The 17692-nt window shown below is 47.0% G+C and carries 15 protein-coding genes; 10 read left to right on the forward strand and 5 right to left on the reverse strand.

The window, feature by feature from the left end; translation table 11 throughout:
• Positions 1–188 precede the first annotated feature (188 nt).
• Both typA and BIW15_RS00480 read left to right on the forward strand, forming a co-directional pair.
• A complete protein-coding gene (gene typA / locus BIW15_RS00475; protein WP_005456840.1) occupies positions 189–2018 on the forward strand; it encodes a translational GTPase TypA in 1830 nt (609 codons plus the stop codon).
• A 72-nt stretch (positions 2019–2090) separates the two neighbouring features.
• A complete protein-coding gene (locus tag BIW15_RS00480; RefSeq protein ID WP_077280401.1) occupies positions 2091–2633 on the forward strand; it encodes an AAA family ATPase in 543 nt (180 codons plus the stop codon).
• A gap of 31 nt (positions 2634–2664) precedes the next feature.
• On the opposite strand, the gene BIW15_RS00485 is transcribed toward BIW15_RS00480, so the two are convergent.
• Complete coding sequence (locus BIW15_RS00485; RefSeq protein WP_005456820.1) at positions 2665–3306, reverse strand: DUF2959 domain-containing protein; 642 nt, start codon at positions 3304–3306, stop codon at positions 2665–2667.
• Between the two features lie 34 nt (positions 3307–3340).
• Here BIW15_RS00485 and BIW15_RS00490 point away from each other — a divergent pair, with 34 nt between their 5' ends.
• The 3 genes from BIW15_RS00490 to BIW15_RS00500 all read left to right on the forward strand — a co-directional run bounded on the left by BIW15_RS00490 (position 3341) and on the right by BIW15_RS00500 (position 5717).
• Positions 3341–4285, forward strand: coding sequence for a virulence factor BrkB family protein (locus BIW15_RS00490; RefSeq protein WP_005456793.1), 945 nt, complete (start codon positions 3341–3343; stop codon positions 4283–4285).
• Positions 4257–4691, forward strand: a complete 435-nt coding sequence (gene dtd, locus BIW15_RS00495; protein WP_005456795.1) for a D-aminoacyl-tRNA deacylase — start codon at positions 4257–4259, stop codon at positions 4689–4691. The genes BIW15_RS00490 and dtd overlap by 29 nt, the downstream gene beginning before the upstream one ends.
• A 108-nt stretch (positions 4692–4799) precedes the next feature.
• Positions 4800–5717: a bifunctional GNAT family N-acetyltransferase/hotdog fold thioesterase gene (locus BIW15_RS00500; protein ID WP_005456791.1), complete on the forward strand. Its 918-nt coding sequence runs from the start codon at positions 4800–4802 to the stop codon at positions 5715–5717.
• Here BIW15_RS00500 and BIW15_RS00505 read toward each other — a convergent pair.
• The 4 genes from BIW15_RS00505 to hslR form a co-directional block, all read right to left on the reverse strand.
• Complete coding sequence (locus tag BIW15_RS00505; RefSeq protein WP_077280402.1) at positions 5703–7757, reverse strand: AsmA family protein; 2055 nt, start codon at positions 7755–7757, stop codon at positions 5703–5705. The genes BIW15_RS00500 and BIW15_RS00505 overlap by 15 nt on opposite strands.
• Positions 7758–7952: 195 nt before the next feature.
• Positions 7953–9581, reverse strand: coding sequence for a phosphoenolpyruvate carboxykinase (ATP) (pckA, locus tag BIW15_RS00510; protein ID WP_077280403.1), 1629 nt, complete (start codon positions 9579–9581; stop codon positions 7953–7955).
• Positions 9582–9917: 336 nt separating this feature from the next.
• Positions 9918–10793, reverse strand: a complete 876-nt coding sequence (gene hslO / locus BIW15_RS00515; protein ID WP_005465326.1) for an Hsp33 family molecular chaperone HslO — start codon at positions 10791–10793, stop codon at positions 9918–9920.
• 31 nt (positions 10794–10824) lie between these two features.
• Positions 10825–11211: a ribosome-associated heat shock protein Hsp15 gene (gene hslR / locus BIW15_RS00520; protein WP_005465328.1), complete on the reverse strand. Its 387-nt coding sequence runs from the start codon at positions 11209–11211 to the stop codon at positions 10825–10827.
• Between the two features lie 255 nt (positions 11212–11466).
• Between hslR and gspC the strand changes: the two genes are divergently transcribed.
• The 5 genes from gspC (at position 11467) to gspG (ending at position 17675) form a co-directional block, all read left to right on the forward strand.
• Positions 11467–12390 (forward strand): type II secretion system protein GspC, encoded by a 924-nt coding sequence (gene gspC, locus BIW15_RS00525; protein ID WP_005465330.1) that lies wholly within the window; start codon positions 11467–11469, stop codon positions 12388–12390.
• 36 nt (positions 12391–12426) lie between these two features.
• On the forward strand, positions 12427–14451 hold the full coding sequence (gene gspD / locus BIW15_RS00530) for a type II secretion system secretin GspD (protein WP_005496714.1): 2025 nt from the start codon (positions 12427–12429) through the stop codon (positions 14449–14451).
• A complete protein-coding gene (gspE, locus tag BIW15_RS00535; protein ID WP_005496716.1) occupies positions 14451–15953 on the forward strand; it encodes a type II secretion system ATPase GspE in 1503 nt (500 codons plus the stop codon). Before gspD ends, gspE begins: the two co-directional genes overlap by 1 nt.
• Positions 15953–17170, forward strand: a complete 1218-nt coding sequence (gspF, locus tag BIW15_RS00540; protein WP_005465194.1) for a type II secretion system inner membrane protein GspF — start codon at positions 15953–15955, stop codon at positions 17168–17170. Before gspE ends, gspF begins: the two co-directional genes overlap by 1 nt.
• Before the next feature lie 61 nt (positions 17171–17231).
• Positions 17232–17675, forward strand: coding sequence for a type II secretion system major pseudopilin GspG (gene gspG, locus BIW15_RS00545; RefSeq protein ID WP_005465191.1), 444 nt, complete (start codon positions 17232–17234; stop codon positions 17673–17675).
• Positions 17676–17692: the final 17 nt, after the last annotated feature.

The raw sequence follows: 17692 nt of genomic DNA on the forward strand, positions 1-17692 counted from the left end.
TTCGTTCAGCGGAAGAAAGTGGGCATTAAGCGTAAAATTCACAGAAATGCTCGGGAGTAGATCACATATTTCTAGGCTTTTTGCTAAAATCTGGTACATTATGGCCGTTTTTTTAATCAGCAAATGTCACCAGAGAGCACCCGTTCTCAGCGTGGGGGCATTTCATCTATCTAAGTGAATCAATATCCATGGCTACTCCACAGATTGATAAATTAAGAAATATCGCGATTATCGCGCACGTTGACCACGGTAAAACAACGTTGGTTGACAAGCTGCTACAACAATCAGGCACGCTAGAGTCTCGCGGTGAAGCTGAAGAGCGAGTCATGGACTCGAACGACATCGAGAAAGAGCGCGGTATTACAATCCTTGCTAAAAACACAGCAATTAACTGGAACGATTACCGTATCAACATCGTAGATACTCCGGGACACGCGGACTTCGGTGGTGAAGTAGAACGTATCATGTCGATGGTAGACTCTGTACTACTTATCGTTGACGCGGTTGACGGCCCAATGCCACAAACGCGTTTTGTAACGCAAAAAGCATTTGCGCACGGTCTTAAGCCAATCGTTGTAATCAACAAGATTGACCGCCCAGGCGCTCGTCCTGATTGGGTTATGGACCAAGTGTTCGACCTATTCGACAACCTAGGTGCAACTGATGACCAGCTAGACTTTAAAGTGGTTTACGCATCAGCACTTAACGGTTGGGCTTCTCTAGAAGAAGGCGAAACTGGCGAGAACATGGAACCACTATTCCAAACTATCGTTGACGTTGTTGACGCACCAAATGTTGACCTTGATGGTCCACTACAGATGCAAGTTTCTCAGCTAGACTACAGCTCTTACGTTGGTGTTATCGGTGTTGCTCGTGTAACTCGTGGTAGCGTTAAAGCAAACCAACAAGTAACCATCATTGGTGCTGACGGTAAAACTCGTAACGGTAAAGTTGGCACAGTAATGGGCTACCTAGGCCTAGAGCGTCACGAAGTTGAGCAAGCTAACGCAGGTGATATCATTGCGATCACTGGTCTTGGCGAGCTAAAAATCTCTGACACTATCTGTGCACAAAACGCAGTAGAAGCACTACCTGCACTGTCTGTTGATGAACCAACAGTAACGATGACGTTCCAAGTAAACACGTCTCCATTCGCTGGTAAAGAAGGTAAATTCGTAACTTCACGTAACATCCTTGAGCGTCTAGAGAAAGAATTGGTACACAACGTTGCACTACGCGTTGAGCAAACAGACGATCCAGACAAATTCCGCGTTTCAGGCCGTGGTGAACTTCACCTATCTATCCTGATCGAAAACATGCGTCGTGAAGGCTTCGAGCTTGCAGTATCTCGTCCAGAAGTAATCATCAAAGAAGAAGATGGTCAGCTAATGGAACCGTTCGAAACCGTAACTATCGACGTTATGGAAGAGCACCAAGGCGGTATCATGGAGAACATCGGCCTACGTAAAGGTGAGCTAAAAGATATGGCTCCAGACGGCAAAGGCCGTGTACGTATGGACTTCATCATGCCATCTCGTGGTCTGATCGGTTTCCAAACGGAATTCATGACACTAACTTCTGGTTCTGGTCTTCTTTACCATACGTTCGATCATTACGGCCCTCACAAAGGCGGTAACATCGGTCAACGTGTTAACGGTGTACTTATCGCGAACGCAGCTGGTAAAGCACTAACGAACGCACTGTTCAACCTTCAAGAGCGTGGTCGTCTATTCATCGGTCATGGTGTAGAAGTTTACGAAGGCATGGTTATCGGTATTCACAGCCGCGACAATGACCTAACAGTAAACGCACTGAAAGGTAAGCAACTAACCAACGTTCGTGCATCTGGTACAGATGACGCACAGGTACTTACTCCGCCAATCGTTATGACTCTAGAACAAGCTCTAGAATTCATCGATGACGACGAACTAGTAGAAGTAACTCCTGAAAGCATCCGTATCCGTAAGAAATTCCTAACGGAAAGCGACCGTAAGCGTGCTTCACGTTCAGCAAAATAATTTGCTGTAGCGGATTAGCTTAAATACAAGCCCCGAGTTAAGCTCGGGGCTTGTTGTTTTTAGGGAGATAACATGAAGCCGATTGTGATTACCGGTGGTCCCGGAGCGGGCAAAACAACGTTACTCAACGCATTAGGTAAACAAGGCTACGCCACGTTTGCTGAAGGCTCACGCTCGTTGATAGAGCAGCAAAGTGCATTGGACAATGGCATTTTGCCGTGGACCAATCTGCCTGAGTTTGCCAAATTGTGTCTGAACCTAATGAGTGAGCAAAAGCGTGAAGCGTTGAATACTAACGTGGCTTTTGTTGATCGCGCGATTCCAGATATTGTTGCTTATCTGCAAGTCGGTGGTTGTCACGTTGACCAAGCTTTCTTAACTGAAAGTGCTGGGTACCATAGTCAGGTGTTTACTTGTCGACCTGAAGCGTCTATTTACATACAAGATGAAGTGCGTCCGCACAGCTTTGAAGAAGCGCTGAAAATCCATCAAACCCTAATCAATACTTATGTTGAGCTCGGATATCAAGTGGTGGAAGTGCCATGGGGCAGTGTTGAAGATCGCGTGGGTTTTGTTCGAAGAGTAATAGGCTTAGTCGGCGAGGTAGCAGACTAAAACCTCCTCGCGAGGAGGAGGCCTGAATGATTTACTTTTGATTAAGCTTTTGCAGGAACTTATCCGATTCAGCGATCGCTTCGTTCATTTGTTTGATGGCAAATTGAATGTCTTTCTCTAAGCTAGAGAACTCGCCTTGCAAAGAACCAATCGCACTCGCGTTGAGGTTGTGTTTTAGATACAGCGTATTATCACGCAGTGTGTTCAGCACTGGCGTCATCTTTTTCTCTGCACGCTTCATTGCGCTGAGCATGGTTTTGTAAGAGGCTTTGGTTTCACGCAGTTTTTGTTCGCTTGAGCGGCGCAGTTTCGCACTGGTGTACAAGTCTAACTCGCCTTGCCATTCTTCAAACAGGGCATCAGAGACATCTTCGATTGCAGCGATACGGTCACGCACATCTTGAGCGGCTTTTTCGCTGTCTTCGTATTTGTCATTGATGTTGTTGTAAACGCTTTCTAATTCACCACCGTCAAAATTGGTTAGTGCTGATAAGGCTTCAAGTGCGCTAGTGAATTCTTCTTGTGCTTCTTGTTGTGATTCTTTGGCATCTTCCACTCGGTCAACCATAATATCTCGTTTATGGTAGCCCACTTGCTCCATCGCAGAGTAATACGCAGATTGACACCCTGTTAAAGTGAAAATTGATAGTACAATTGCTAATAAATAAGGCATTCTTATGTCCTCGACGCTAATTATGGGATGAACTATGAACCAGTTATCAGAGAGTTACAAGGCGAGATTGAGCAATCTACTGCCAAGTTGCGTCGCGTTTTTTAAGTATCTTCTTAAGCGTTTGACGCATGATCGCGTTAATGTAAATGCTGGCTACCTTGCCTATATTACCTTGCTATCCATCGTGCCAATGTTAACGGTACTGTTATCAATATTGTCGAAGTTCCCTGTTTTCGCGAACGTTGGCGAAGTGCTGCAAGGCTACATCATCGAAAACTTTGTACCGGCATCTGGTGAGGCGGTGCACACTGCACTGCAAGAGTTTGTGGCGAACACTGGCAAAATGAGTGCCGTCGGTGGTGGCTTCTTGTTTATTGCTGCGCTGATGCTGATCTCCAACATCGATAAAAATCTAAACTACATCTGGCGAGTCAAAGACAAGCGCCGTTTGGTGTTCTCATTTTCGATGTATTGGATGGTATTAACGCTGGGGCCGATTTTAGTCGGCGCGAGTATCGCAGCAACGTCTTATGTCACGTCGTTACAAATCTTAGAAAATGAAACGCTGTCTGGCGCCTTCAATTTGTTCTTACGCTGGTTGCCGCTCTTGCTGTCATTTTTTGCATTTTTAGGTTTGTACATTCTGGTGCCAAACAAAAAAGTGCATTTAGCGCATGGTGCTGTAGGCGCCGCCGTTGCGGCGATACTGTTTGAATTAAGTAAGAAAGGCTTTGCCCTCTATATCACTCAGTTCCCGTCTTACCAGCTGATTTACGGCGCTTTAGCCGCAATTCCTATCTTGTTTGTCTGGGTTTACTTGTGCTGGATGATCGTCTTGCTGGGGGCAGAAGTCACCGCAGCATTGGGTGAGCAAGAGCACTGGAGTGAAGATCTAGACATGATACACTCGTCGGCTGAATCTCAGTTAGCAAATGAAGGAAGCGAGAGTAGTGATAGCGCTAATTCAACGAGTCAGTGAAGCAGCCGTTCGTGTAGACGGTGAAGTAGTTGGGGAAATCAATACAGGTCTTCTTGTCCTACTTGGTGTTGAGAAGGACGACGATGAAGCCAAAGCAAAACGTTTGATGGAACGTGTGACCACCTACCGAGTCTTTGAAGACGACGAAGGAAAAATGAACCTCAACGTCAAACAAGTGAACGGTAAGGTTTTGGTGGTGTCTCAATTTACGTTACCGGCAGATACCAAGAAAGGCACACGTGCAGGCTTTTCTCGTGGTGCGCATCCAGCCGACGCTGAACGTCTGTATGACTACTTTTCTGACTTGTGTGAGCAGGAATTGCCAACCGAGCGTGGTCGCTTCGCGGCCGATATGAAAGTGTCATTAATTAATGACGGCCCAGTGACTTTTTGGCTACAGGTCTAATCTGGCGTGGATACACCCATGGTCTAAGCTATATACCCAAGTGGTTTGATTTTACTTGGGTATTTTCTCCCCAAGATTCTTACTGATTTGCACTTTCAAAGGATTGATATGTTCAAACTCATAACTCCAACAACCGAAAATCAGCTTAACAAGTACTATCAATTTCGTTGGCAAATGCTTCGAGAGCCATGGCGCATGCCAGTAGGCTCTGAACGTGATGAATATGACGTGGTGAGCCACCACCGCATGATTGTGGATAGCCGTGGTCGTCCAATGGCGATCGGACGTTTGTACATTACTCCGGATAACGATGGCCAAATCCGCTATATGGCGGTGAAAGGCAATCGTCGCAGCAAAGGCATGGGCTCACTGGTGTTGGTCGCATTGGAATCGCTTGCGCGCCAAGAAGGTGCGAAACGTTTGGTATGTAATGCCCGTGAAGATGCGATTGCGTTTTATGAAAAAAACGGTTTTGAACGTCGTGGTGAGTTGACCGATGAACGCGGTCCGGTCCGTCACCAACAAATGGTGAAGCCGCTTGATCCGATGGCGAATGTGTTACGTCGCCCAGAATGGTGTACGGAATTGCAGCAACGCTGGGAAGCGCAGATCCCAATTGCGGACAAAATGGGCATCAAAATCAACCAATACACTGGTTATCAGTTCGAATGCAGTGCCCAGCTCAATCCGAATTTGAACCCGCACAATACCATGTTTGCTGGTTCGGCATTTACGTTGGCAACGCTGACGGGATGGGGAATGACGTGGTTACTGCTCAAAGAGCGCGGTTTGCATGGCGATATCGTTTTGGCAGACAGCTCGATTCGTTATCGTCATCCGGTGGAGCAAAATCCGGTGGCGAGTACCTCGCTTGATGGTATCAGTGGTGATTTGGATCGCTTGGCGTCAGGGCGCAAGGCGCGCATTGTCATCCATGTGGTGATTTACAGCGGCGATACGCCTGCGGTTGATTTCGTTGGCACGTACATGCTGTTGCCCAACTATTCGCAGCTACTCAGTTGCTAGTTCTTCTTCGGCTACGACCTCGTTCGTAGCCGGCTCTAACTCTTCTGTTATCTCCTCAACCAGCTCTTCTTCCGGTTGCTCTAGGTTCGCCTCTGCAATGCCATGAAAGCTCGATTCCTCCGGCTGAGCATCGTTCGTTGGTACGTTCGGCGTTAAGTGGTCTGGCTGTTGTGGTGAGTCGCAGTCATTACGTGATATTTCACCATCGAGCAGATCGCCTATGATTATGCCGCAGTGATCCTTGAGCTGGAATGTCAAACCGCTGAGTGGGTTGTTGGCCATGTCAAACTCGCCGCTTAGCTGACCGGATATGACATTGCCGGAGATGTTTACAGGCTTGAGCGATACAGCGCCTCGCTGCGCGTGCACTCGAATAGGGGAAAACGTGATGCTCTTAAGCGACTTATCGGCTTGTGAACGTAGTGTCGTTTCTCGTAGGTTTGCTTCCACTTGCCCCGTTAAGCTGTACGCCAACATATTGTTGTCACCAGATAGACCTTGCAGGTCGAGGTTTAGGTCAGAAAATCCATCTACCGCGAATGCATCTGGCAGGTATGGGTGGAGCAGTTTGAGTGGAATGCCATCTGCACTCAAATTAAGCGCCCAAGGTTGGCTTGCCGTACTTAAATCAAGTTGACCAAAGCCTTCAATGTAACCTTGTTCTAGTGGAGCAAACAGACGAGAGAGTTGCCACAACCCTTGCTCACTTTGTGTCGAAATCGCAGCATGAGAAGACAGAACTTGGTCGTAGCTCGCATTCACGACACTCGCGTCGAGACTGCCATGCCATACGCCCCAATAACGGTGCTGGCGCTTTAACTTTAGCGCTTTTCCTTCGACGTTTAAGCCCGAGAGTTGCCAGAATGGTTCGTGCGCTAATTGGATTATCTGACTGCGTTCAATATCAAGTTCTTGGATATCCACTTCTTGTAACGCGCTGGTGGCGGCCTTCCACCAATCCTTGTTGTCATCAGACTGGATAGCCCATTTCAATCCTTGAACAGAAGCCGTGTCGAGTTGCCAGTGCGTCGGTTTGAATTGACCTGAAACCTGTACGCGGCCTTGCTGCCAATCTAGGCTCAGTTCTTGGAGCTGGATCTTCTCGGGTGTGAAAATGGCGTTCAAGCGTGGCTCTATTGCGGTTTGCTCTTGGAAACGAACACTGTCAGCTTGTAAAGACACTTTGGCAGTGGCATTCCATAGAGACGCAGGCAGTGAGGCATCTTCAATGGACAGTTCAAGGTTTTGCCAGTGCCATTCACCCCATTCAATATCGGCGTTAAGCAAGTCGAGGCTATTGATATGGTTAATGGTGAACGGCAATTCTTGCCACGGTTTAGAGAGTAAAGATTGTCGCTGTGCATTGGTGATTGCCAACTTATCAATCGTGACATTGACCAAAGACCAGCCTTGCGGATATTGCTCACCTTGCCCTGAGATTTGGCTATTTCGCCATTTAAAAGACGTGCCATAGAGGGTACTGTTTTGGGCTTGATAATCCACATCAACCAGTACTTTTTGTATCGCCTCACCGTGCCAATACATTTGTTCTGCAGAGGCCTGAATAGCGCCGTAAGGCCATAATTGTTGAGCGTTTAGCCAAGTAGGATCTTGGATTTGGATACTCAATCCCGTTACGGAAAAGCGCGCATCCGCGTAATCAATATTTTTCAGCGCAATCTGGTGGAACTGGATCGACTCTAAGTTAGGCCGTGTCGGTATGCCTTTTTTTAGACTCACCCCATCTATCAGCAAGCTATCGATAATCCATTTTCCATCTCGTCGTATGTCAGGGTTCAGCCACACGTCGACTTGTTCAATGTAAGGCAGATGATCGTCTTGGGAGCGAACGTTTTGCAGCGAAAGGTGATAAGGGAAGTCGTAATGAACGCTCTTCGCTTGGATCGGTAAGCCAAGGTAGGGTGAAACCCATTGCCATGTAGAATTGGCGTATGAGGTGGTTAACAGCGCAATAATGGTCGCCGGAAGGGCAATCAATACCACCAGTAAGAGAATTAGAATTCGACGCGCTGTTTTCATCCCTGCCAGAACCTGTAAGTGAAGTGTCGGAAAACTGATGAGGTCAGTTATACAAATAACCCAGTTAGGCTTTAGCTTGTATCAATCTGGTGTGGGATTCAATAAAAAGCCCCTCAAAAGAGGGGCTTGAAGAGCATTTTTGTAACTAAGTCACTGTTGTCATCAAATCACAGGTCACTCAGTTTTGCTTCGGTATTAGTCCAGTTGAGGACCAGCCGCAACCAATGCTTTACCTTCCGCGTTGTCTGTGTACTTATCAAAGTTATTGATAAAGCGCTCAGCCAAGTCTTTCGCTTTGCTTTCCCATTGTAGTGGGTCAACGTACGTGTCACGAGGGTCAAGGATGCTTGGATCCACACCTGGTAGTGAAGTAGGTACTTCAAGGTTGAAGATTGGAATGTGCTTAGTTGGCGCATCTTCAATCGAGCCATCTAGGATCGCATCAATGATGCCACGTGTATCTTGGATAGAGATACGTTTACCTGTGCCGTTCCAGCCGGTGTTCACTAGGTATGCTTCTGCACCTGCGGCTTCCATACGTTTTACCAGTACTTCCGCGTATTTAGTTGGGTGAAGCGTTAGGAACGCTGCGCCAAAACATGCAGAGAATGTTGGTGTTGGCTCAGTAATGCCTCGCTCTGTGCCAGCCAATTTTGCAGTAAAGCCAGATAGGAAGTGGTATTTGGTTTGCTCTGGAGTCAACTTAGACACTGGCGGTAGCACGCCAAATGCGTCTGCCGATAGGAAGATCACTTTGTTTGCGTGACCGCCTTTTGATACTGGCTTAACGATGTTTTCGATGTGGTAGATAGGGTAAGAAACACGTGTGTTTTCTGTCTTAGAACCGTCATCAAAATCGATAGAGCCGTCGCTACGAACCGTTACGTTTTCTAGCAGCGCATCGCGGCGGATCGCGTTGTAGATGTCTGGCTCCGCTTCTTTCGATAGCTTGATGGTTTTTGCGTAACAACCGCCTTCGAAGTTGAAGACACCATCGTCATCCCAGCCGTGCTCATCATCACCAATTAGCGCGCGTTTAGGGTCGGTAGAGAGTGTTGTTTTACCTGTACCAGATAGGCCGAAGAATACTGCTACGTCGCCGTCTTTGCCCATGTTGGCACTACAGTGCATCGATGCGATGTCTTTCAGAGGAAGGAAGTAGTTCATCATCGCGAACATACCTTTCTTCATCTCGCCGCCGTACCACGTACCACCGATCAGTTGTGTACGCTCAGTAAGGTTGAAGACCGTGAAGTTTTCAGAGTTCAGACCTTGCTCTTCCCATTTCGGGTTGGTGCATTTCGCGCCGTTCATTACTACGAAGTCAGGTTCAAACGTTGTAAGTTCTTCTTCGGTAGGACGAATGAACATGTTTTTTACGAAGTGTGCTTGCCATGCTACTTCTGTTATCACACGAATGCTCAAGCGAGTATCTGGGTTAGCACCACAGTAACCGTCAACGACAAATAGGCGTTTGCCAGACAACTGGTTAGTCACCAACTCTTTTAGGTCGTTCCACACTTCCTGAGTGATTGGTTTGTTGTCATTTTTTACGGTGTCAGAAGTCCACCACATGTGTTCTTCTGTCGTCGCATCTTTAACGATGTATTTATCTTTTGGTGAGCGACCAGTAAAGATGCCTGTATCAACAGCAACCGCACCTAATTCAGTAACCACACCGCGTTCGTAACCAGTTAGGTCAGCGCGCGTTTCTTCCTCAAACAGCAATTCGTAGCTTGGGTTGCGAACAACCTCTTTAACGTTATGCAGTCCGTGTTTGGTTAGATCAAGTGTTGCAGCCTTTGTATGTTCCATAACGGTCATAGGTGCTCCTTATAAGGATTTTTGTAGGGATTTTGTAAGAATGTTTTAATTTTTATCTGCTCACCATGCTAGCAACGGGGCGGGGAGAAAACAGGGAGATAGTTCAAAAATTGCCCATGATTTCATTAAGGTTTTAGGTAACCCGTCACATATTGGTGCGAATAGTTTATCGTGCGCGCAATCCTTTGCGCTAGGGCAAAACGATTATTAATTACTTAAAATTAAGCAGTTGTTTTATTACGTGGGAAGCTAGGTGTTACGGGGGGTAGATCACAAAAAGGCCAGCATAGTGCTGGCCTTTTGTGGGTAAATTACGTGCTTGATAAGCTATAAAAATTAATGCAGCGTTTTATTGCCGCCTGAAGCTTGCGTATACAGTTCGGTAACTTCAGTTTCATCGAATGTATATGTTGTGCCACAGTAATCACAGTGTAAAGAAACCGATCCTACTTCAGCTAAAATGTCGTAAATTTCAGCTTTCTCAACGGTAATGATTGCCGCGCCGCTGCGCTCACGTGAACAGCCACAGTGGAACGCTACTGGTTGAGGTTCGTACACACGTACTTTGTCTTGGTTGTATAGACGGTATAGTAGATCGTTCGCTTCTAGGCCAAACAGTTCTTCGTCTTTTACGGTGTTAGTCAGTTGCTCTAGGTGCTCGAAGTCATCTGGAGAACCAGTGCCATCAGGAATAACCTGAATAAGCATACCCGCCGCGTGCGGTTTACCTTCGAATTCGCCAGTGCGGATCCAAAGACGCGTTTTTAGCTGCTCAGAGTTAGCGAAGTAACCTTCTAACACTTCCGTCAGGTTTTCACCTTCTAGACCAACCACACCTTGGTAGCGCTCGCCTTTTTTCGGCTCGATAGTGATAACTAGGTAACCTTTACCCATCATTTCGTGCAGGCTAGCGTCATCAGCGATGTCACCTTCCCAGCGCGCCACGCCACGAACTTGTTGGTTGTGGTCGCCATTGATTACTGCAAGAGAAACAGGGCCGTCACCTTGAAGTTGGATTGTGATTGAGCCTTCGAATTTAAGAGTTGCAGTCAAAAGAGTCGTTGAAACGAGTAGCTCACCCAACAGTTTTTGTACTGCTGCCGGATATTCCTTGCTGGAGATAATACGTTGGTACGCTTCATCCAATTGTACCAACTCGCCACGCACTGAAAGATCTTCGAATAGGTAGCGGTTTAAAACATTATTTGCCATGGAGTGCTTTCCTCGTCGGTAATTCCGGCTTTTATTGGTGTTTGAACTTAATGATGTCTCGGCGCTGCTTTTTATCTGGGCGGCGTTCCGGACTAGGGTTGTGGGCGTTAAGTTTGCGTTGTGTCGCGTGTTCCTCACGTTTCGCTATACTTTCATTAGTTTCGCGATACAGGGTCTGTGCGACAGGGGCGCCTCGTCGTTGATCAGAAATCTTTTCGATAATCACGGTTTTTTCTTCGTTGCCTTGACGAAGTCTGATCTCAGCGCCCAACTCAACGATTTTACTCGGCTTGCTTCGTTGGCCATTATAGTGGACTTTACCACCATCGACCATATTACGAGCGATAGAACGGGTTTTATAAAATCTTGCGGCCCATAGCCATTTATCTAGCCTAACGGCTTCATTTAGGGAACTCATAGAACACTACGCTATCTAATCACTGCCCGAATGTGGCAATGAGTGCTGGATTATTCACCTACAGATGGAGTCAAGGCGTATTTTTTTCAAGGGAGTTGGCAAAAACTGCATAAGAAAAAGGTATGAAAAGGAAGTTGTGATATAGTTCACTGCTCTTTGTTGAGTAATAATTTTATTGCAAATTTAGCAATTTAGAGTCGATAGTTATATTTTTATAGCCCAATTGACTAACGTTAGAATAAAGGAATCAATTCAGTGAAGCGTTTAGAGCTAAGTGCAGGATTATCAAGCAGACCGCTACTGGCTCAGATCAAGTCCAACCACCACGCAATTCAAGCGAAGCTCAGTTTGCTACTTACTTGCCTATTTATTGCGATAACTGGGTGGATACTCGGTAAAGTGGTGTGGTTAGCAATCCCTCAAACGTCTGATGTGCCAAAATGGAGGCCGTCGGCGGGTAATGTTATTGCCAGCAATAAATCGAATACGATTGATTTCAATGCCCTTCAAAGCGCCAACTTATTTGGCAAATACACCGAACAAAAGCCTGTGGTCGTTGAGCAACCTGTTGTGAAAGACGCCCCAAAAACACGCCTGAATCTTACCCTTGTTGGCGCCGTTGCTAGCAGCAATCCTCAAACCAGCTTAGCGGTGATCGCTAACCGTGGTAAGCAAGCGACCTACGGAATTAGCGAAGAAATTGAAGGTACGCGTGCCACACTAAAAGCGGTGTTGGTCGATCGCGTGATCATCGATAACGAAGGCCGAGATGAAACTCTAATGCTGGAAGGCGTTGAGTATAAAAAATTGTCAGAATCGCCGCAGGCTACTCGAGTGCAAGCTGCACAGAAAGAACCTGCGTCAGACGTGAGTGACAAACTAGAGCAAATCCGAGAGGAGATTGCGAAAGATCCACAGAGTGTCTTTAAATACATCACCATTTCTCCAGTGAAAAAAGACGACGCCATTATTGGCTACCGAGTTTCTCCGGGTCGTGATGCGGCGTTATTTAATGATGTGGGTCTAGAACCTGGTGATATTGCGGTGCAACTTAATGGGATCGATTTAAGTGACCCATCTTCTTCAGTACAACTGATGCAAGTGATGAGCGATCCGCAAGAACTGAATTTGACTGTTGAGCGAGATGGTCAGCAGTACGACATCTATATCCAATTGTAATACTTAGGCAACCAGCGTAAGTTCAGGGAGACATACGTGAAACATTGGTTTAGCAAAAGTGCTTGGTTACTGGCAGGGAGTCTACTCTGCGTTCCAGGCGCGATGGCAAATGAATTTAGTGCGAGTTTCAAAGGCACTGACATTCAAGAATTCATCAACATTGTTGGTCGTAACTTAGAAAAGACCATCATCGTTGACCCTTCGGTGCGCGGTAAAATCGACGTTCGCAGCTACGACGTGTTAAACGAAGAGCAATATTACAGCTTCTTCCTGAACGTGTTGGAAGTGTACGGCTATGCAGTCGTAGAAATGGACAACGGCGTACTCAAAGTCATCAAAGCAAAAGACTCTAAGACCTCTGCAATCCCTGTTATGGGTGATGGCAGCGCAAAAGGCGATAGCGTCATCACTCGCGTGGTTGCTGTTCGAAATGTCTCTGTTCGTGAATTGTCACCGCTATTGCGCCAGCTGATTGATAACGCCGGGGCGGGTAACGTAGTTCATTACGATCCAGCTAATATCATCCTGATCACCGGTCGTGCAGCGGTAGTAAACCGTCTAGCAGAAATCATCAAACGCGTTGACCAAGCTGGTGACAAAGAGATCGAGCTAGTAGAGCTTCGCAATGCCTCGGCTGCTGAAATGGTTCGTATCGTAGAAGCCCTGAACAAAACGACCAACCAAAAGAGTACGCCTGAGTTTCTTGAGCCAAAAATCGTCGCGGATGAGCGTACGAACTCGATTCTGATTTCTGGCGATCCGAAAGTACGTGCACGCCTGAAACGTTTGATTCGTCAACTTGACGTAGAAATGGCAACGAAAGGTAACAACCGAGTGGTTTACCTTAAGTATGCAAAAGCAGAAGACCTAGTTGATGTACTGAAAGGTGTCTCTGACAACCTGCAAGCCGAAAAACAAGCGGGTCAAAAAGGTGCATCCAGTGCACAACGCGGTGAAGTCGTGATTGCGGCTCATGAAGCAACCAACTCACTTGTTCTGACTGCGCCGCCAGATATCATGATGGCTTTGCAAGACGTAATTTCTCAATTAGATATTCGCCGTGCTCAGGTTCTGATTGAAGCCTTGATTGTTGAAATGGCCGAAGGTGATGGTATTAACCTAGGCGTTCAGTGGGGGTCACTAGAAACGGGTGCCGTGATCCAGTACGGCAACACTGGTGCGCCAATTGGCCAAGTCATGGTTGGTTTGGAAGAAGCGAAAGACGTTACCAAAACGGAAAGCTACTGGAATAGTGACACGAACAAGTGGGAAAACCGTCAGTACACTGAAGAAGGTGACTACTCAACACTTGCATCTGCTCTTGGCGGCGTAAATGGTGCCGCAATGAGCATCGTGATGGGTGACTGGACGGCGCTAATTAGTGCGGTTGCTTCGGATTCCAACTCAAACATCCTGTCTTCTCCAAGTATCACAGTGATGGATAACGGCGAAGCCTCATTCATCGTGGGTGAAGAAGTGCCTGTTATTACTGGCTCGACTGCTGGTTCAAACAACGACAACCCATTCCAAACCGTTGATCGTAAAGAAGTCGGTATCAAGCTCAAAGTTGTACCACAGATCAACGAAGGTGATTCTGTTCAGCTAAATATTGAACAAGAAGTCTCTAACGTATTGGGTGCCAATGGTGCCGTTGACGTTCGTTTCGCGAAGCGCCAACTTAACACTTCCGTGATGATCCAAGATGGTCAGATGCTGGTGTTAGGTGGTTTGGTTGATGAACGTGCACTAGAAAGTGAATCGAAAGTGCCACTGCTTGGTGATATTCCAGTATTGGGTCACTTGTTCAAATCAACCAGCACGCAAACCGAAAAACGTAACTTGATGGTCTTCATTAAGCCGACCATCATCCGTGATGGTATGACTGCAGATGGTATCACTCAGCGCAAATACAACTTTATTCGTGCAGAGCAGCTTTACAAAGCTGACCAAGGCTTGAAATTGATGCCAGATGAGAAGATCCCTGTGATCCCAGCATTTGGCCAAGATCGTAAGCATCCTGCTGAAATTCAAGCGTTTATCGATCAAATGGAAAAGAACTAATGGTAGATATGTTAGACACTGCGCCAAGTATGCGTCGTCTGCCATTCAGTTTTGCCAATCGCTTTAAACTGGTTTTGGAGACTGAGCATCCTGAGCGTCCTCCAATTCTTTACTACGTGGAGCCGCTAAATCCTGCGGCTCTGGTTGAAGTACGTCGTGTGCTTAAGCGCAGCTTCGTTCCTCAAGCCATCGATAAAGAATCCTTCGATAAAAAGCTGACTGAAGCGTATCAACGTGATTCATCAGAAGCTCGTCAATTGATGGAAGATATCGGTGCCGACAGTGACGATTTCTTCTCGTTGGCAGAAGAGCTACCGCATGACGAGGATTTGTTAGAGTCGGAAGATGATGCGCCAATCATCAAATTGATCAATGCCATGTTGGGTGAAGCGATTAAAGAAGGTGCGTCCGATATCCATATCGAAACGTTTGAAAAGACGCTTTCTATCCGCTTCCGTGTCGACGGCGTTCTGCGTGAAGTCTTGACGCCAAGTCGTAAGCTTGCGCCGTTATTGGTGTCTCGTGTGAAAGTTATGGCGAAGCTCGATATTGCTGAAAAGCGTGTGCCTCAAGATGGTCGTATCTCGCTACGTATTGGTGGCCGAGCGGTCGACGTGCGTGTTTCTACTATGCCATCCTCTCACGGTGAACGAGTGGTAATGCGTCTGTTAGATAAAAACGCAACGCGCCTTGACCTGCATAGTTTGGGCATGACTCCTTCGGTACACGACAACTTCCGTCACCTCATTGGTCGCCCACACGGTATCATCTTGGTGACCGGCCCTACGGGTTCTGGTAAATCGACCACTTTGTACGCCGGCTTGCAAGAAATCAACAGCAACGAGCGCAACATTCTGACGGTGGAAGACCCAATCGAATTTGATATCGATGGCATTGGCCAGACCCAAGTTAACCCGAAAGTCGACATGACATTTGCGCGTGGTCTACGTGCGATCTTACGTCAGGACCCGGATGTGGTGATGGTTGGTGAGATCCGTGACTTAGAAACCGCGCAAATTGCGGTGCAAGCGTCTTTGACTGGTCACTTGGTAATGTCGACGCTGCATACCAACACCGCTGTTGGTGCGATCACGCGTCTGCGTGATATGGGCATTGAACCATTTTTGATCTCCTCTTCACTGCTTGGTGTGCTAGCGCAGCGTCTGGTTCGTACGCTCTGTTCTGACTGTAAAGAACCTTACGAAGCGGACAGCGAACAGAAAAAATTGTTTGGCATGGCAGAAAGTGAATCGCTCATTCTACATCGCGCGAAAGGCTGTGAAGCGTGTAACCAAAAAGGTTATCGCGGACGTACCGGCATTCATGAATTAGTGCTTGTCGATGAAACGGTTCAAGAGCTGATTCACCGCGAAGCAGGTGAGCAAGAAGTGGAAAAAGCCGTTCGTAATCATACGCCAAGTATTCGTAGTGATGGTCTAAGCAAAGTACGTCGTGGTATTACGTCACTTGAAGAAGTGATGCGAGTGACGAAGGAAGCGTAATGGCAGCATTTGAATACAAAGCGCTGGATGCAAAAGGCAAACAAAAAAAAGGCACGATTGAAGGGGATAACGCTCGTCAAGTGCGCCAACGACTGAAAGAACAAGGGATGATCCCTGTTGAGGTCGTGGAAGCCAAAGCAAAGGCGGCTAAGTCTTCAGGCTCAGTGGGCTTCAAACGTGGTATCAAAACGGCTGAACTGGCTCTGATCACGCGTCAATTATCCACACTTGTTCAATCAGGTATGCCTCTTGAAGAGTGTCTTCGAGCAGTTTCTGAACAAGCAGAAAAGCCACGAATTCGCACCATGATCGCTGCAGTTCGCTCCAAAGTCACCGAAGGTTACCCATTGGCAGATAGCCTAGGTGATTATCCACACGTGTTTGACGAACTGTTTCGCTCTATGGTCGCCGCGGGTGAAAAATCTGGACACCTTGATACGGTTTTAGAGCGCTTGGCGGAGTACGTCGAAAACCGTCAGAAAATGCGTTCTAAGCTGTTGCAAGCGATGATCTACCCTGTCGTGTTAGTGGTGTTTGCGGTGGCGATTGTCTCGTTCTTGTTGGCGACCGTGGTACCCAAAATCATCGAACCGATCATTCAAATGGGGCAAGAGCTGCCACAGTCGACGCAATTTTTGCTGGCGGCTAGTGAGTTCGTCCAAGAGTGGGGGCTGATTATCTTTGCTGTGCTAGTAGTTTGTTTTTATGGCTTAAAACTGGCGTTGCAAAAACCAGATTTTCGCTTGTCTTGGGACAGAAAAATCATCAGCTTGCCGCTCGTCGGTAAGATTTCTAAAGGTCTCAATACCGCTCGTTTTGCTCGTACCTTGTCGATTTGTACTTCAAGTGCGATCCCAATTCTTGAAGGGATGCGAGTGGCGGTTGATGTGATGTCGAACCGTTACGTAAAGCAGCAAGTGTTGATTGCTGCAGACAACGTCCGTGAAGGGGCAAGCTTGCGTAAAGCTCTGGATCAAACCCGTCTATTCCCACCGATGATGCTGCATATGATCGCTAGTGGTGAGCAGAGTGGTGAGTTAGAAAGCATGCTGACGCGTGCGGCAGACAACCAAGACCAAAACTTTGAATCTACGGTCAATATTGCGTTGGGAGTGTTCACTCCTGCCTTGATCGCATTAATGGCTGGATTGGTGTTATTCATTGTCATGGCGACCTTGATGCCGATGCTAGAAATGAATAACTTGATGAGCGGATAATATTCGAATTAAGGCGTGTCTAAATTAAGACGTGGCTTGAATCTAACTTTCGGAGAAAAAAATGAAATTTAAGCGTAGTAAGCAACACGGTTTCACACTGTTAGAAGTGATGGTAGTTGTTGTTATCTTGGGTATTTTGGCAAGTTTTGTTGTTCCAAACTTGCTAGGCAACAAAGAAAAGGCAGACCAACAAAAAGCGATCACTGACATTGTGGCGTTAGAGAACGCGTTGGATATGTACAAGCTAGACAACAGCGTGTACCCAACGACAGACCAAGGTCTAGACGCATTGGTTACTAAGCCTTCTAACCCAGAACCGCGCAACTACCGTGATGGTGGTTACATCAAGCGTCTTCCAAATGACCCTTGGGGTAATGCATACCAATACCTAAGCCCTGGTGACAACGGCACGATTGATATCTTCACTCTAGGTGCGGATGGTCAAGAGGGCGGTGAAGGTCCAGCAGCGGATATTGGCAACTGGAACATGCAAGACTTCCAATAAAATGAGCGCAAGCCAGC

It is taken from the genome of Vibrio sp. SALL6, assembly GCF_002002385.1.
In the GTDB taxonomy this organism is placed as follows: domain Bacteria; phylum Pseudomonadota; class Gammaproteobacteria; order Enterobacterales; family Vibrionaceae; genus Vibrio; species Vibrio parahaemolyticus.

Bases quoted from the DNA above. Each gene is read 5' to 3' on its own strand.
- BIW15_RS00480 (WP_077280401.1), top strand. From the start codon at position 2,091: ATGAAGCCGATTGTGATTACCGGTGGTCCCGGAGCGGGCAAAACAACG.
- gspF (WP_005465194.1), top strand. From the start codon at position 15,953: ATGGCAGCATTTGAATACAAAGCGCTGGATGCAAAAGGCAAACAAAAA.
- pckA (WP_077280403.1), bottom strand. From the start codon at position 9,581: ATGACCGTTATGGAACATACAAAGGCTGCAACACTTGATCTAACCAAA.
- BIW15_RS00500 (WP_005456791.1), top strand. From the start codon at position 4,800: ATGTTCAAACTCATAACTCCAACAACCGAAAATCAGCTTAACAAGTAC.
- gspG (WP_005465191.1), top strand. From the start codon at position 17,232: ATGAAATTTAAGCGTAGTAAGCAACACGGTTTCACACTGTTAGAAGTG.
- BIW15_RS00505 (WP_077280402.1), bottom strand. From the start codon at position 7,757: ATGAAAACAGCGCGTCGAATTCTAATTCTCTTACTGGTGGTATTGATT.
- hslO (WP_005465326.1), bottom strand. From the start codon at position 10,793: ATGGCAAATAATGTTTTAAACCGCTACCTATTCGAAGATCTTTCAGTG.
- BIW15_RS00490 (WP_005456793.1), top strand. From the start codon at position 3,341: ATGAACCAGTTATCAGAGAGTTACAAGGCGAGATTGAGCAATCTACTG.
- hslR (WP_005465328.1), bottom strand. From the start codon at position 11,211: ATGAGTTCCCTAAATGAAGCCGTTAGGCTAGATAAATGGCTATGGGCC.
- typA (WP_005456840.1), top strand. From the start codon at position 189: ATGGCTACTCCACAGATTGATAAATTAAGAAATATCGCGATTATCGCG.
- gspE (WP_005496716.1), top strand. From the start codon at position 14,451: ATGGTAGATATGTTAGACACTGCGCCAAGTATGCGTCGTCTGCCATTC.
- BIW15_RS00485 (WP_005456820.1), bottom strand. From the start codon at position 3,306: ATGCCTTATTTATTAGCAATTGTACTATCAATTTTCACTTTAACAGGG.